Origin of the sequence: Streptomyces naganishii JCM 4654 (assembly GCF_014650575.1) — a bacterium.
GTDB classification, from domain to species: domain Bacteria; phylum Actinomycetota; class Actinomycetes; order Streptomycetales; family Streptomycetaceae; genus Streptomyces; species Streptomyces naganishii.
Genome location: NZ_BMVF01000005.1, coordinates 196,477 through 210,650 on the forward strand (window position 1 = coordinate 196,477; position 14,174 = coordinate 210,650).

General features: G+C 73.5%; 11 protein-coding genes. 6 read left to right on the top strand and 5 right to left on the bottom strand.

The annotated features are described in order from the left end of the window. Positions 1-70: 70 nt before the first annotated feature. The gene (locus IE217_RS11110; protein WP_190177617.1) at positions 71-550 is read right to left on the bottom strand and encodes a universal stress protein; all 480 of its coding nucleotides are present in this window, start codon (positions 548-550) and stop codon (positions 71-73) included. Between the two features lie 136 nt (positions 551-686). Here IE217_RS11110 and lysX point away from each other — a divergent pair, with 136 nt between their 5' ends. Together lysX and IE217_RS11120 are read left to right on the top strand one after the other, a co-directional pair. Further along, a complete protein-coding gene (gene lysX, locus IE217_RS11115; RefSeq protein WP_190177618.1) occupies positions 687-3,959 on the top strand; it encodes a bifunctional lysylphosphatidylglycerol synthetase/lysine--tRNA ligase LysX in 3,273 nt (1,090 codons plus the stop codon). Positions 3,960-4,059: 100 nt separating this feature from the next. Continuing rightward, positions 4,060-4,908 (top strand): polysaccharide deacetylase family protein, encoded by an 849-nt coding sequence (locus IE217_RS11120; protein WP_190177619.1) that lies wholly within the window; start codon positions 4,060-4,062, stop codon positions 4,906-4,908. Between the two features lie 49 nt (positions 4,909-4,957). Here the strand turns inward: IE217_RS11120 and IE217_RS11125 are convergent, their stop codons facing one another. After that, a complete protein-coding gene (locus IE217_RS11125; RefSeq protein WP_190177620.1) occupies positions 4,958-5,635 on the bottom strand; it encodes a class F sortase in 678 nt (225 codons plus the stop codon). A gap of 344 nt (positions 5,636-5,979) precedes the next feature. On the opposite strand from IE217_RS11125, the gene IE217_RS34650 reads away from it, so the two are divergent. After that, positions 5,980-6,957 carry a hypothetical protein gene (locus IE217_RS34650; protein ID WP_229865238.1) on the top strand — a complete coding sequence of 326 codons (978 nt, stop codon included), beginning with the start codon at positions 5,980-5,982 and terminating at the stop codon, positions 6,955-6,957. Positions 6,958-7,703: 746 nt separating this feature from the next. Here the strand turns inward: IE217_RS34650 and IE217_RS11135 are convergent. From IE217_RS11135 to IE217_RS11145, 3 genes are all read right to left on the bottom strand, one after another. Continuing rightward, positions 7,704-8,147 carry a hypothetical protein gene (locus tag IE217_RS11135; RefSeq protein WP_190177621.1) on the bottom strand — a complete coding sequence of 148 codons (444 nt, stop codon included), beginning with the start codon at positions 8,145-8,147 and terminating at the stop codon, positions 7,704-7,706. A gap of 201 nt (positions 8,148-8,348) precedes the next feature. Further along, positions 8,349-9,113, bottom strand: a complete 765-nt coding sequence (locus IE217_RS11140) for a bestrophin-like domain (protein WP_190177622.1) — start codon at positions 9,111-9,113, stop codon at positions 8,349-8,351. Between the two features lie 15 nt (positions 9,114-9,128). Then, the gene (locus tag IE217_RS11145) at positions 9,129-9,293 is read right to left on the bottom strand and encodes a hypothetical protein (protein ID WP_190177876.1); all 165 of its coding nucleotides are present in this window, start codon (positions 9,291-9,293) and stop codon (positions 9,129-9,131) included. A 746-nt stretch (positions 9,294-10,039) separates the two neighbouring features. Here IE217_RS11145 and IE217_RS11150 point away from each other — a divergent pair. The 3 genes from IE217_RS11150 (at position 10,040) to IE217_RS11160 (ending at position 14,173) form a co-directional block, all read left to right on the top strand. Beyond that, complete coding sequence (locus IE217_RS11150; RefSeq protein WP_190177623.1) at positions 10,040-10,999, top strand: SCO0930 family lipoprotein; 960 nt, start codon at positions 10,040-10,042, stop codon at positions 10,997-10,999. A 229-nt stretch (positions 11,000-11,228) separates the two neighbouring features. After that, positions 11,229-12,041 (top strand): SAM-dependent methyltransferase, encoded by an 813-nt coding sequence (locus tag IE217_RS11155; protein ID WP_190177624.1) that lies wholly within the window; start codon positions 11,229-11,231, stop codon positions 12,039-12,041. Further along, entirely contained in the window at positions 12,038-14,173 is a 2,136-nt protein-coding gene (locus IE217_RS11160; protein ID WP_190177625.1) for a putative bifunctional diguanylate cyclase/phosphodiesterase, read from the top strand. The genes IE217_RS11155 and IE217_RS11160 overlap by 4 nt, the downstream gene beginning before the upstream one ends. Position 14,174: the final 1 nt, after the last annotated feature.

Here is a 14,174-nt window from a genome sequence, read left to right on the forward strand (position 1 = left end):
TACCACTACCCGCCCGGGCCCCGCGAAACCACGGCCCCCCACCGCCCCGCGCCCCCACCGTCACCGGCGGCTACGGCACCACCGTCACCGGCCAGCGCCCCGCCTTCACCAGGCGCACCGCGACCGAGCCGATGATCCGGTGTCCGGCCTGCTCGGAGGCGCCCACCACCACCGCGTCCGCCTTCAGTTCGTCCGCGGCCGTCACCAGGCCGTTGTACGGGTCCCCGGGGAAGGTGTGGAACTCCCAGCGGACCTCGAATATCCCCTTCAGCCGCTCCGTCGCCTCCCGGATCTGCTGCACCAGGTCCTCGGCGATCTCGTCGGTCGTCTCGGCCACCGGCGCCCCCAGCGCGGCGCCCGCCGTCATCACCGGCCGCACGTACACGAGCGCGAGCAGAGCGCCCTGCCGGCGGGCCAGACCGGCCGCGTAGGCGGCGGCCCGCATCGAGGAGTCGGAGCCGTCCACCCCTGCCACGATCACCTTCGGCCCGTCCGTGCCCCGCTCGAACCGGTGCTCGCGGCGCTCGTGCTGCTCGTGCTGTTCCGTCACACCCGCGAGGCTATCGGAAGGCCCCCTCCACGCCACCGGCCGGGATCTCCCGACGGGCGCCCCGCGCCCGGTGTTCCTACAGTCGGAACCATGAGCGCCACCCCCTCCAGGCCATGACCGCGATCCCGACGACACCATGACCGCCACCGCCCCGCCCCGGGGCACCGCGGAAACCGCCTCCCGGCCAGCGGGCAGCGGCTTCCTCGGCCACGTCCCCCAGGGCTTCGCCGTCTTCTTCGGCGCGCTCGGACTGCTGTGCGCGCTGCTGGACCTCATCGCCCCGCTGCGCGTCCTGCTCCGCCCGGTCGTCCGCGGCCTGGACTCCCTCCTGGTCCCGGTCAGCGCCAACCTCGCCTACGCCGTCTTCCTCTTCCTCCTCGCCGGCGCCACCGCCGCCCGCAAGAAGGTCGCCTGGTGGCTGGTCGTCGTCTACCTGGGCCTGGTGCTCCTCGGCGACATCCTCGGCCTCGCCGTCGGCGACTACGCCGACTCGGTGCCCTCCTTCGTCCTGTGCGGACTCGCGCTGCTCGCGCTGATCGCGGCGCGCGGCGAGTTCTACGCCGCCTCCCGCCGCGGCGCCGTCTGGCGGGCGCTCGCCGTGCTCGTCGGCGGGCTCGCCGCGGCGATCCTCGTCGGCTGGGGTCTGGTCGCGCTCTTCCCGGGCACCCTGCCGCCCGGCCTGCACCTGGCCTGGTCCGCCAACCGGGTGCTCGGCGGCCTCGCCTCCGCCCGCGACTTCGACGGCCGCCCGCCGCGCCCCGTGACCTTCCTGCTCGGCCTGTTCGGCGCGCTCGCCCTGCTCAGCGCCGCCGCCACCCTGTTCCGCTCCCAGCGCCTGGAAGCCGCCCTGCACGGCGACGAGGAGGCCCGCATCCGCGCCCTGCTCAAGGCCTACGGCGAGGACGACTCCCTCGGCTACTTCGCCACCCGCCGCGACAAGGCCGTCGTCTTCTCGCCCACCGGCAAGGCCGCCGTCACCTACCGCGTCGAGGCAGGCGTCTGCCTGGCCAGCGGCGACCCCGTGGGCGACCGCGAGGCCTGGCCGCACGCCATCGCCGCCTGGCTCGACGTGGCCCGCCGCTACGCCTGGACGCCCGCCGTGATGGGTGCCTCCGAGGAGGGCGCCCGCGCCTACGTACGCGCCGGACTCGGCGCCCTCCAGCTCGGCGACGAGGCGATCGTGCACGTGGCCGGATTCGACCTCGACGGCCGGGACATGCGGGTCACCCGGCAGGCCGTGCACCGCGTCCGGCGCACCGGCGCCACCTGCCGCGTACGACGCCACGCCACCCTCTCCGACGCGGAGATGGAGGAGGTCGTCGACAAGGCCGACGCCTGGCGCGACACCGAGACCGAACGCGGCTTCTCCATGGCCCTGGACCGCCTCGGCGACCCGGCCGACGGCGACTGCCTCCTCGTCGAGGCCCTGGCCGCCGACGGCCGGCTGCTCGCCCTGCTCTCCTTCGTCCCGTGGGGACAGGGCGGCGTCTCCCTGGACCTCATGCGCCGCGACCGCGCCGCACCCAACGGCGTCATGGAGTTCATGGTCGCCGAACTGTGCGCGGCCGCCCCGCGCCTCGGCGTACGGCGCATCTCGCTGAACTTCGCCGTCTTCCGCTCCGCCTTCGAGGAGGGCGCCCGCATCGGCGCAGGCCCGGTGCTGCGGCTGTGGCGACGGCTGCTGCTGTTCTTCTCCCGCTGGTGGCAGCTGGAGGCCCTCTACCGGTCCAACGCCAAGTACCACCCCGAGTGGTACCCCCGCTACATCTGCTACGGCGAGACCGCCTCCCTCGCCCGCATCGGCATCGCCTCCGGCATCGCCGAGGGCTTCGTCTCCGTGCCCTCGCTGCGCAAGCTCTGGGGCAAGGGCCACACCCGGCCCGGACCCCGGCCCGCCACCACCGAGGGACTGCCCCCGCTCGACGAGCTCGGCCCGGACGGGACCGCGCGCACCCGGGCCGCCGACCCGCTGGCCGGGCTGCCCGACCAGTACCGCGTCCGGCACGCCCGGCTCGGCCGGCTGCGCGCGGCCGGCACCGACCCGTACCCGGTGGGCGTCCCCGCCCGCACCCGCGCCCTCGCCGAGATCCGCGAGGGCGAGGAGGTCACCGCCGCCGGACGGATCATGCTGGTGCGCGACTTCGGCGGCATCGTCTTCGCCGTACTGCGCGACTGGTCCGGCGACCACCAGATCGCCCTCACCCGCGACGGTCCCGGCCCCGCCCCGGACCGCTTCACCGCCGACACGGACATCGGCGACCACATCACCGTCACCGGCCGGGCCGGCGTCAGCGACAAGGGCGAACCCACCGTCTTCGTCACCTCCTGGCAGCTCCTCGCCAAATGCCTGCGCCCCCTGCCCGACAAGCGCCGGGGACTGGCCGACCCCGAGGCGCGGGTGCGCATGCGCTACCTCGACCTGGTCGTCAGGCCCGAGGCCCGCGAGGTGCTCCGGGTGCGCTCCGCCGCCGTACAGGCCCTGCGCGGCGGCCTGCTGGAGCGCGGGTACCTCGAGGTCGAGACCCCGATGCTCCAGCAGATCCACGGCGGCGCCAACGCCCGCCCCTTCACCACCCACATCAACGCCTACGACCTCGACCTGTACCTGCGCATCGCCCCCGAGCTGTACCTCAAGCGGCTGTGCGTGGGCGGCATGGAGAAGGTCTTCGAACTGGGGCGCACCTTCCGCAACGAGGGCGTCTCCCACAAGCACAACCCCGAGTTCACCATGCTGGAGGCCTACCAGGCGTACGCCGACTACGACGTGATGCTCGACCTCACCCGCGAACTGATCCAGGGCGCCGCCACCGCCGCCTTCGGCCGTCCCGTGGTCCGCAGGGACGGCACCGAGTACGACATCTCCGGCCCCTGGCCGGTCACCACCGTGCACGCCGCGATCTCCGAGGCGCTGGGGGAGGAGATCGGCCCCGGGACCGACCTGGAGACCCTGCGCCGCCTCTGCGACCGCGCCTCGGTGCCGTACACCGCGGACGACACGGCCGGTGAGATGGTGCTGGAGATGTACGAGCGGCTGGTGGAGGAACGGACCCGGCTGCCCGTGTTCTACAAGGACTTCCCCACCGAGGTCTCCCCGCTCACCCGGCAGCACCGTGCCGACCCGCGGCTCGCCGAACGCTGGGACCTTGTCGCCTTCGGCACCGAACTCGGCACCGCCTACTCCGAACTGACCGACCCGGTCGAACAGCGCCGCCGCCTCACCGCCCAGTCCCTGCTCGCCGCCGGCGGCGACGTCGAGGCCATGGAAGTCGACGAGGACTTCCTCGACGCCCTCGAGTACGCCATGCCCCCCACCGGCGGCCTCGGCCTCGGCGTGGACCGCCTGATCATGTTCCTCACCGGCCTGACCATCCGGGAGACCCTCCCCTTCCCCCTGGTCCGCCACCGCTGACCGCGCCGGACCGGGACGGGCCCTGTGCGGGGCTCGGCCGGGCGGGTGCTTTCGTGCCGCCGTACCGGTGCTGCGGCAACCGGGCGGTCACTGATGAGTCATGAAGAAGGATCAGGATCAGTTGCTCACGCGGCGCCGGGTTCTGCTCGCAGGGGCCGCCGCTCTCGGGGCGGCGGGAGCGGCCGGCACGGCCGGCCTGCTGCTCTCCGGCTCCTCCCACTCCCCGGCACGGCCCGCCCCCGCCGCGGGCCCCCAGGCGCGTTCCGCCCTCAAGCCCTCCGCGTACCGGCTCCGCCCGCTGACCGGAGACGCGGCTCCGCCCGCCCAGCCGCTGCCCACCAAGGTGCGGCACGCGCCGATCCTGCGCATGTCCGGCCGGGGCAACACCATGCTGCTCACCTTCGACGACGGCCCCAACCCCGACTACACCCCCCACATCCTCGACACGCTGGCCAAGTACGACATCCGGGCCACCTTCTTCGTGTGCGGCGAGATGGCCGACTGGAACCGGAACCTGCTGGCCCGCATGGCGGACGAGGGCCACGTGGTCGGCAACCACACCTGGACCCACCCACTGCTCACCCAGCTCAGCCGCGGTGAGATCCGCGACGAGATCGAGAGCACCAGCGACGTCATCGAGAAGGCGTACGGCCAGCGGCCCCTGTGGTTCCGCGCCCCCTACGGCGCGTGGAACCGCGACGTCTTCCAGCTCAACGCCGAGATGGGCATGGAGCCGTTGGCCTGGACGGTCGACAGCTTCGACTGGACCACGCCCGGCACCAGCACCATCATCCGCCGCGTCGAGCACGGCGCCGCCCCCGGCGTCGTGGTCCTCCACCACGACGCCGGGGGCGACCGCTCGCAGACCGTCCGCGCCGTACGGACCTATCTGCCGCGCCTGCTCGACGAGGGCTACCACTTCACGGTGCCGCGCCGGAAATACACCTGACCCGGCCCGCGCCGCCGGGCCGGGGACGCGGTCCGGGTCCCGCGACGCCTCAGCGGACCTCGACCAGGCGGGCGAAGACGACGACGTTGCCCTGATACCCCGTCTGCTTGGTGTAACCGCCGCCGCAGGTGATGACCCGCAGTTCCGGAGTGCCTTTCGAGCCGTACACCCGGTCGCCGGGGAAACCGTTCTTCTCGAACACCTCGACGCCGTACACCTCGAAGACGGCCGTCTTTCCGTCCTCGCGGTGAATGTCGACGTGGTTTCCCTTCTTCAGCGCGCCGAGGCCGTAGAAGACCGCCGGTCCCGCCTTGTTGTCCACGTGCCCGACGACGACCGCGGTGCCCTTTTCCCCGGGCGTCACCGCGCCGTTGAACCAGCCGGCCAGATTCGGGTCCTCCGGCGGGGGCGCGGCGACCCAGCCGTCCGAGTCGACACCGACCGGAGTGATGGGCGCGTCCACCTGGATGACGGGGATCCTGACCCGGTCGGGCACCGAGGAGGGCAGCGCCCGCACGGCGCCCGCGCTCGGGGCCGGCGCGCGGCCGATGTCCGGCGCGACCGCCTTCGCGGGCTGCGGCGGGCCGACGTCGAACTCGCCGGAACCGTTGCGGATGAGGGCGAGCCCGGAGAGCAGGACGAGCGCTATCACGCCCCAGGGGGCACGCTTGCGCCGAGGCTCCTGCTCCTCCTCGTCGGCCATCGTCGGCAGTCGGCTCGCAGACATTCGCATTTCCCCTCTCGACGCGGCCGTCGCCCCGTCAATTCGCGGATACGGCAACGCTAATCCGGGTGCGCGCGACCGGCGACGGGGGCAGCGGCGAACGGGTGGCCGGGCACTTTCCGGTGCGCCATCCGAGGCGATCCGGACGGTATTGATCTGACGGACCGTGACCTGCGGGGACATTTCGAAGGGGTGAAGGCATTCGGAGGCATTCGGCGGCGCGCTCACCGGTACGGGCGAGCGCCGAAATGCGCGCAGGTCAAGCGCATCCGAGGGTTTTTCCGGGAGGTGCTTTCTCGCCGATCGACCGGGTACGGGTCCCCGGGGCGCCTTCCGCGGAGGATCACATGCGTACTGCTCGTACCCCTGTGGCGGTTGTGGTCGCGGCGTTCGCCACCATCGGGTTCGCCGCGCCTGCGGCCGTCGCCAAGGGCGGTGACTCCCCAGGTGTCACATGGGACGTAGGGCCCGGCGGCCTCGGCAACGGCCAGTTCCCCGGCGGCCCGGGGATCGGCCCCGGGGGCGGCCCCGGGGGCGGCCTCGGCAACGGTCAGTTCCCGGGCGGTCCCGGCGTCGGCGGAGCCGGCGGGTTCGGCGGGCTCGGGGGGAACGGCCAGTTCCCGGGCGGCTTGGGCAACGGCGAGTTCCCCGGCGGCCCCGGAATCGGTCCCGGGGGCGGCCTCGGCAACGGTCTCGGCAACGAGTTCCCGGGCGGCCCGGGGATCGGCCCGGGGGGCGGTTTCGGCAACGGCCTCGGCAACGGGCAGTTCCCGGGCGGTGCCGGGAAAGGCGGGGAAGGCGGAGTCGGGGGAATCGGGGGAATCGGGGGAATTGGCGGGGGTGGCGCGATCGGGGGCGTCGGGGGCGTCGGCGGGTTCGGCGGCACATTTCCCGGTGAGGGCCACGGCGGCGTGCCGGGCGGCATCCGCAACGTCCTGGTCGCGCCCAGCGTCATCGCCCGCGGCGGGCAGTTGAGCATCGCGGTCAACGGCTGCCGCACCGGCGGCCACGCGTCCTCGCCCGCCTTCTCGACCATCCCGCTGCGGCCGGTGGGCGGCCCCGGGGAGATCGCGCGGGGCATCGGCACGGTACGCCTGGACGCCCGCCCGGGGTCGTACGAGGTCAGGGTCAACTGCGGTGGCCGCACGCTGGTCCGGCCGAACGCCTTCACCGTCGTCGGCGGCGTCCGCGGGGGAGTCGGCGGCGGCACCACCACCGGCGCCACGCGGGCCGACATGGCCATCGGCGGCGGCCTGCTCGCCGCGGGCGTCCTGGGAGGCGCCGCCGTCTGGCTCCGCCGCCGCGGAACGGGCCGCCGTATCTAGCCCGGCCCACGGCAAGGGATCCGGCCTCCCGCCCCGCGGGAGGCCGGATCCCTTCACGCGCTCACACCGGGCCACGGCAACACGGCGGGAACCGCGCAACTGCGGGGCGGTACGCGGGCGGGTGCGCGGGCCTCCGAGCCGGCCCGGCGCGGCCCACAAGCGCACGGCACACGACAGCAGCCCCTCCGCTCACCGCACACGAACGCGGGGCACCCGCACGCGAAGCGCCGCCTGCCCGCCTGCGGCGGGCTGTGTGGCCGAGTGTCCGCGGGCCGGAGGCCCAGCGCGCTGCGCTCGCGCGCGCGGCGCGTGCGGCATGGCCGTACGGCGCGTTGCGCACGGGGTGTCCGCGTGCCAAGTGCCGCTGCTCGTACGGCGTGCAGCGTGCCGGCGCCCGCGCGCCCGCCCGCCGACCGCTGCGTGGCTGGGTGCCTCCGAGCCCGCAGTGCCCGGCCCGCTTGCGGCGCGTGCCGCGTGGCCGTACGGCGCGATCCGTGTTGGCGGGCCACGCGCCGCGTGCCCGCCGCTGCGTGGCCGAGTGCCCGCGGGCCGCGTGTCCGTGCGGCGCGTGGCACGTGGGTCGTGGCGCGTGGCCCTGCGCTTGCGTGCTGCGTGCTTCGCCTCGCGGGTTCGTGGGGCTCAGGAGTGCGTGTCTGCGCCTTCCTCCCGGCCCCCGCGCACGCGCACATGAACTCCGCCCCGGGCCTTGCGAGTCCGGGGCGGAGTTCATGGGGTGGTGGGGGGCGTCAGGCGACGCCTTCCTCGCCGGTGCGGCGGCGGGACAGGTAGTACGCCGCGCCGACCGAGCCGCCGATGAGCGCGGTGCCCATGCCGATCTCCTTGAGGTCGAAGCCGGCGATGGTGCCACCCTCGCCCGCGCGGACGCCGTGCTGGAAGTGCTCCCGCTTGTGTCCGCCGCCGCCGGAGCGGCCCTCGTCGTCGCTGTCCTCGGAGCGGCTGTCGCCGCCCCTGCCGCGGTCCTCACCGCCACCGCCCCCACCGGAGCGGCCGCCGCTGCCGTCCCCGTCGTCGGAGCGGCTGTCGCCGCCTCCGCCGCCGTAGGAGTGGCTGCCGCTGTCGCTGCCGTAGGAGTGGCTGTCACCGCCGCCGGCGGCGAAGGCGGCCGGAGCGGAGAAGGTGAGGGCGCCAACGCCCAGCAGTGCGGCCGAAACGACGGGTATTACGCGCATGATGGATCCTCCGGGTCCCCGAGGAGCAGCAGCGGATATCTTCCGCTTGTGCCGGAAATGCACCTCGATGATCAAAACGGTAGGAAGGTGTGCGCGCCGGCGCGATCGCACTCGGGCGAACGGGGCAACGGTGTGGGCCGCACAGGGGACGCGTTCCTTCGCCCGGGGGACAGGGACCAGGACCCGGGACTTGAGTGGCCGTCAGCCCGGCAGGTGCGGGAACAGGTCGAGGAAGGGCCCCGCGGACGCCGACACGCCCCGGCTGTAGGGAGCGTCGAAGTCCCAGATCAGGAACAGCAGGAAGGCGATCAGCGCGGAGAACAGCCCGGCGAGCACCAGCTCCCGGGTCGTGCGCCGGATCTGGAGCGCGAACACCATCCCGATGGTGACCACGGCCCCCGAGATCAGCCCGAACCACACCACGCCCGGCATGGTCGCCCCCGTCGAGTCGGCGCGGGCCGCGCGGGCCTGGTCGGCGGCCGCCACCTGGTCCACGAGCGGCTGGTAGGCCTGCGCCTCGTGGTCCGACCTGGGCCGGTAGTCGGTCACGTCGGCGCGTACCTTGTCGAGCATCCGGTCGCCTTGCTTCGTGACCCGGCCGTGCTCGGCCATCGTCTTCCACTCGGTGGTGACGACGTGTCCGACATAGGCGTTGACGTCGGAGCGGATCCGGTCCCGGACGTCGGGCGGGTAGACCCGTACCCGCTCGGAGACCTCGTGCAGCGCCTGCGCCTCCGCCTGCACGTGGTCCTGGGCGGCGACGCGCGCCTCCCAGACCCCGGCGATGGCCAGGCCCAGCACGATGGCGTAGACCACGCCGATCCACATCGTCATGTACTCGATGACGTCCGGCGTCTCGCTGGGATCGTCGTCCTCGGCCGCTGTGCGGTGGCGCAGGAAGGTGATGAGGACCACCACGACGCAGGCGGCCAGCATCGCGAGGGTGAGAACAAGCCATTCCGACAACGTTTCCTCCCGGAGTCAGCGCGGACGGAGCGCGGCGACGGCGGCCAGTGCGGGCACCGCGATGAGCAGGACGTAGGTCAGGGGCGACGGCCCGTGCCGCGGCGTGGCGCGGTGCGGCCGCGGGTGGTACTCCGGGTACGTCACCGGCGTCACCGAGGGCCGGGGGCGGGGCGTGGGCACGGGCCTCGGGGTGGGTGGGGGCGGCGGGGGCGGAGGCGGGGGCGCCGGGCGGGCCTGCGGATGCGCCGGCCGGGGCGGCGGCACAGGTGTGGGCCGGGGCTTCGGCGGCGGCGTCGGCCGCGCGGACGGCTTCTGAGGGAGCGGGGGCGGAGGGGGCTTCGGCCTCGGCGTCGGTGTGGGAGTGGGGGTGGGAGTCGGGCAGGGTGGGGTGGGCGGCGGCGGTGTCGGCTGCGGGCACGGCGGCGGCAGGGGCGGCGGCCAGGATCCGGCGTCACCGGCCACCGACACCGCCACCGTTCCGTCCGGGCCCGTCGAGGCGTAGGCGCAGGCGTCGGCCACGGCGGGCGCGGCCGGCCAGCCCACGCACGTCCAGGCCAGCGTGACCGGCGCCAACACCCTCAGCACCAGGACGAATCGAGTCGGTTCGGGTCGATGCACGACCGAGATCATGATCCGTGCCGGACCGGGGCACGCCGCGGCCGCGGGGGATTGGCCCGAAGGAAGGACGAGGAGGCCCGGGAGGTTTGGGCAACGGGCCCGCGCCGGGCCGCGGATGGGCACGCGCGTGCTGGGCGCGTGCGTACGGCGGACGGACGCGCGGGCGCGGGGTGGCGGAAAACGCGTCACAAGTTCCGGAAAGAAAATCCCGCCGCGATTGAACACAACCGCCACCCCCATGCGTACCCAGTGTCGTGCGGCGGCGCAGCAGGGCGCTGCAACACCCTTGTGATTATGGGGAGTTGACGATGAACACCTCCTGGCGGAGCGCATCGCTGGTGGCGACGGCCGCTGCCGTACTGGCGCTGACGACGGCGTGCGGTCAGGGAGGCACCCCGTCGGCGGGCAGCCAGAACGTGGGTGCCACCGCCCCGGCCGGCGGCTTCGGCGGCGCGGGCGCCGGCACCGGCACCCAGACCGGCACGGGCGCCGGCAACGGCTACGGCGCCGACGGCCAGCAGGGCGCCGCGGGCGCCGGGAAGGCCGCCGGCCGGCTCGCCGTCTCCAGCAACGCCGCACTGGGCAAGGTGCTGACGGACAGCGCGGGGATGACGCTGTACCGCTTCGACCAGGACACCGCCGAGCCCCCCAAGTCCAACTGCGACGGCGACTGCGCCAAGACCTGGCCGCCGGTGCCCGCGAACGACGCCACCGCCGGCGCCGGCGTCGACAAGGCCCTGCTCGGCGAGGTCACCCGCTCCGACGGCACCAAGCAGCTGACGATCGCGGGCTGGCCCGCCTACCGCTACGCAAAGGACACCAAGGCGGGCGACACCGCCGGGCAGGGTGTGGGCGGCAAGTGGTACGCGCTGGCGCCCAACGGCAAGAAGGCCTCGCTGGCGAGCCTGCCGGGCCTCTCGGTCAAGAAGACCGACCTCGGCGACATCGTGGTCGACAAGAACGGCATGACCGTCTACCGGTTCCTCAAGGACAAGGCGTGGCCGAAGTCGGTCTCCGCGTGCACCGGCGCCTGCCTGGAGAAGTGGCCGGCGGTGGCCCCCGTGCCCGCGAACGACACCAAGGGCGTGGCCAAGAAGGGCCTGATGGGCTTCACCCGGCCCGACGGCGTGAAGCAGATGACCGTCAACTGCTGGCCGATCTACACCTTCTCCGGGGACAAGGTGCCCGGAGACATCAACGGCCAGGGCGTCGGCGGCACCTGGTACGCCGTCTCGCCGGACGGAAAGCCGGTCGGCGCGCCGAAGTAGACGAACACCTCCCCCAGGAGACCGGACCGCCCCTTCCGCACCGCACGGAGGGGGCGGTTCGCCGTGCGCGCACACCGGCGCAATCCGCCCTGATGCGGGCGCACGGGACAGAAGAGCGACGCAGGTGGTGACCGGGAACGGATGGTCAATTTCCGGTTCTGCTCGCCCCGTTGGCGGGCGATCAGTAGCCTCAGCTCGAACACCGGATCGCCTACGCCTTGGAGAGAAGATGGAGCGTCCCGCTTGGGCTCCCCGGAGTATCGACATCTCGGTGCCGAGCGTCGCTCGTATCTACGACTACTACCTGGGCGGTTCGCACAACTTCGAGGTCGACCGGGAAGCCGCCCGCAAGGCCATGGAGTTCATGCCGGGGCTGCCCAAGATCATGCAGGCGAACAGGGCGTTCATGCGCCGTGCGGTGCGCTTCGCCCTGGACGAGGGCATCACCCAGTTCGTGGACATCGGCTCGGGCATCCCCACCTTCGGCAACGTCCACGAGGTGGCGCAGTCGGCCGATTCCGGCGCCCGCGTGCTCTACGTCGACCACGACCCGGTGGCGGTCGCCCACAGCCAGGCCGTCCTGGCCGGAAACGACGACACGGACGTGCTCGCGGCCGACCTCCGCAAGCCCCGCGAGATCCTCGAGAGCCCCCGGTTGCGACGGCTGATCGACCTGAATCGGCCAGTGGCGCTGCTTCTCGTTGCCATACTGCACTTCGTGGAAGACGCGGACGACCCCTACGGAGCGGTGGCCGAGCTGCGCGACGCGCTCGCGCCGGGCAGCCTGCTCGTTCTCACGCACGCCTCCTACGAGGGCATCCCGCTTCCACCGGAGCGCAGCGAGGGAGCGGTCGACGTGTACAAGGACATCCGCAACCCGCTGATCATGCGCTCGCGCGAGGAGATCACGCGGTTCTTCGAGGGGTACGAGATGGTGGAGCCGGGAGTGGTGCCGCCGCCGCTGTGGCGGCCGCAGACGGCGCCGGAGGACGAGGATCCCTACGCCTTCTCCGGTTTCGCGGGCGTGGGGCGTACGGCGTGAGCGCGGAGCCGGACGGGCCGGAGGACAGACTGCGCCGGCTGACGACCATCTGGAGCCGCGCGGTCTTCCCCGTCACCTCCACGTCGCTGACCCGCCCGGAGTTCGAGGAGCGCCTGCTGCCGCTGGCCCGCCTGCTGAGCGACGCGCTGCGGGCGAGGACCTTCGACGCGGGCGCCGGCGAGGCGGCGGGCGCCGGACTGGTGGCCGCGCACTGCACCGCCCCCGAGGCGCTCAGCCGCTCCCTGGACTGCGTGGACGCCTACCTCGTGCTCTACTGCGGCGAGGGCGGCGACCAGGAGGACCTGAGGGCCCGTTCGGCGCGGCTCCAGCACGCCATGGCCGCCGGGTTCGCGCGGGCGCTGCGTGAACGCACCCTCGCCGAGCAGGAGGCGATCTCCCAGGCCGCGCTGCGCGCGCAGGGCGTCGTCGCGCAGGCCCTGCACGCGAGCGAGGCCCGCTTCCGGGCGGTGTTCGAAGGCGCGGCCATAGGCATCGGCATCGCCGACCTGGACGGCAACATCCTCCAGGTCAACGAGGCGCTGCTGCGCATGTTCGGCGGCTCCGAACAGGGCGTGCGGGGCCGCAACGTACGGGACTGGACGCACGCCGAGGACGCCCCGCAGGTGTGGCGCCTGTACGAGGAACTGGTGCGCGGCGAACGCGAGCACTACCACGTGGAGAAGGCCTTCTACCGCCCCGACGGCACGGCGCTGTGGACCAACCTGACGGTCTCCCTGCTGCGCGACGCCGACGGCAACCCCCAGTACCAGCTGGCCCTCATGGAGGACACCACCGAGCGGCGGCTGCTCAACCTCCGGCTGCGCTACGAGGCCACCCACGACGCCCTCACCGGCCTGCCCAACCGGACGCTGTTCTTCGAGCGGCTGGAAAAGACCCTCAACGCGGGCGAGGGCCAGCGCTTCGGGCTGTGCTACCTCGACCTCGACGGTTTCAAGACCATCAACGACAGCCTCGGGCACGCGGCCGGCGACCGGCTGCTCGTCGAGGTCGCCGACCGCCTCCAGGCCTGCGCGACCGCCCCCGGCGAGATGGTGGCCCGGCTCGGCGGCGACGAGTTCGTGGCGCTGACCACCGGCCCCGACACCCAGCGCGAGGTCGACGAGCTGGCCTCACGCATCATGAACGCGCTCGTCGCGCCGGTCCGCATCGAGGGCCGCGAGCTGACCGTGCGCGGCAGCATCGGCGTGGTCGAGGGGCCGGTGGGGGAGCGCAGCGCCGCCGAGGTGCTGCGCAGCGCCGACATCACCATGTACCGGGCCAAGTCGGCGGGCGGCAACCGCTTCGAGCTCGCCGACCCGGAGGCCGACGCCCGCGCCATCACCCGGCACGGACTGACGACAGCGCTGCCGGCCGCCCTGGACCGCGGCGAGTTCTTCATCGAGTACCAGCCGCTGGTGCACCTCGGCGACGGCAGCGTGCGGGGCGCGGAGGCGCTGGTGCGCTGGCTGCATCCGCAGCACGGGGTCCTCGGGCCCGACCGGTTCATCCCGCTGGCCGAACACACCGGGCTCATCGTACCGTTGGGCCGCTGGGTCATGGAGCAGTCCGTGCGGCAGGCCCGCGCGTGGCGCGAACGGCACGGCGACGCCGGGCCGCTGCGCATCAACGTCAACCTCTCGCCGTGTCAGCTGCACCACCCCGGTCTCGTCCAGGACACCGTGGAGATCCTGGAGCGCACGGGCGTGACGCCGGACGCGCTGTGCCTGGAGGTGACCGAGTCGGCGCTGATCGGCGCGGACGACGACCTGCTCAAACCGCTGCGCCGGCTGGCCGAGATGGGCGTCGACATCGCCCTGGACGACTTCGGCACCGGCTACTCCAACCTCGCCAACCTGCGCCGGCTTCCGGTGAGCGTGCTCAAGCTGGACCGCTCCTTCACCCGGGGCATGCAGCAGTTCCCCGCCGACCCCGTCGACCTGAAGATCGTCGAGGGGATCGTCGCCCTCGCCCACAGCCTGGACCTCGCGGTCACCGTGGAGGGCGTGGAGACCGGCGCCCAGGCCGAGCAACTGCGCGTACTGGGCTGCGACACGGCCCAGGGCTGGTACTACGCCCGCCCCGGCCCCCCGGAACGCCTGCACGAACTGGCCCTGGTGGACGCGGCGGGCTGAC

Bases quoted from the DNA above. Each gene is read 5' to 3' on its own strand.
- IE217_RS11125 (WP_190177620.1), bottom strand. From the start codon at position 5,635: ATGTCTGCGAGCCGACTGCCGACGATGGCCGACGAGGAGGAGCAGGAG.
- lysX (WP_190177618.1), top strand. From the start codon at position 687: ATGACCGCCACCGCCCCGCCCCGGGGCACCGCGGAAACCGCCTCCCGG.
- IE217_RS11135 (WP_190177621.1), bottom strand. From the start codon at position 8,147: ATGCGCGTAATACCCGTCGTTTCGGCCGCACTGCTGGGCGTTGGCGCC.
- IE217_RS11155 (WP_190177624.1), top strand. From the start codon at position 11,229: ATGGAGCGTCCCGCTTGGGCTCCCCGGAGTATCGACATCTCGGTGCCG.
- IE217_RS11120 (WP_190177619.1), top strand. From the start codon at position 4,060: ATGAAGAAGGATCAGGATCAGTTGCTCACGCGGCGCCGGGTTCTGCTC.
- IE217_RS34650 (WP_229865238.1), top strand. From the start codon at position 5,980: ATGCGTACTGCTCGTACCCCTGTGGCGGTTGTGGTCGCGGCGTTCGCC.
- IE217_RS11150 (WP_190177623.1), top strand. From the start codon at position 10,040: ATGAACACCTCCTGGCGGAGCGCATCGCTGGTGGCGACGGCCGCTGCC.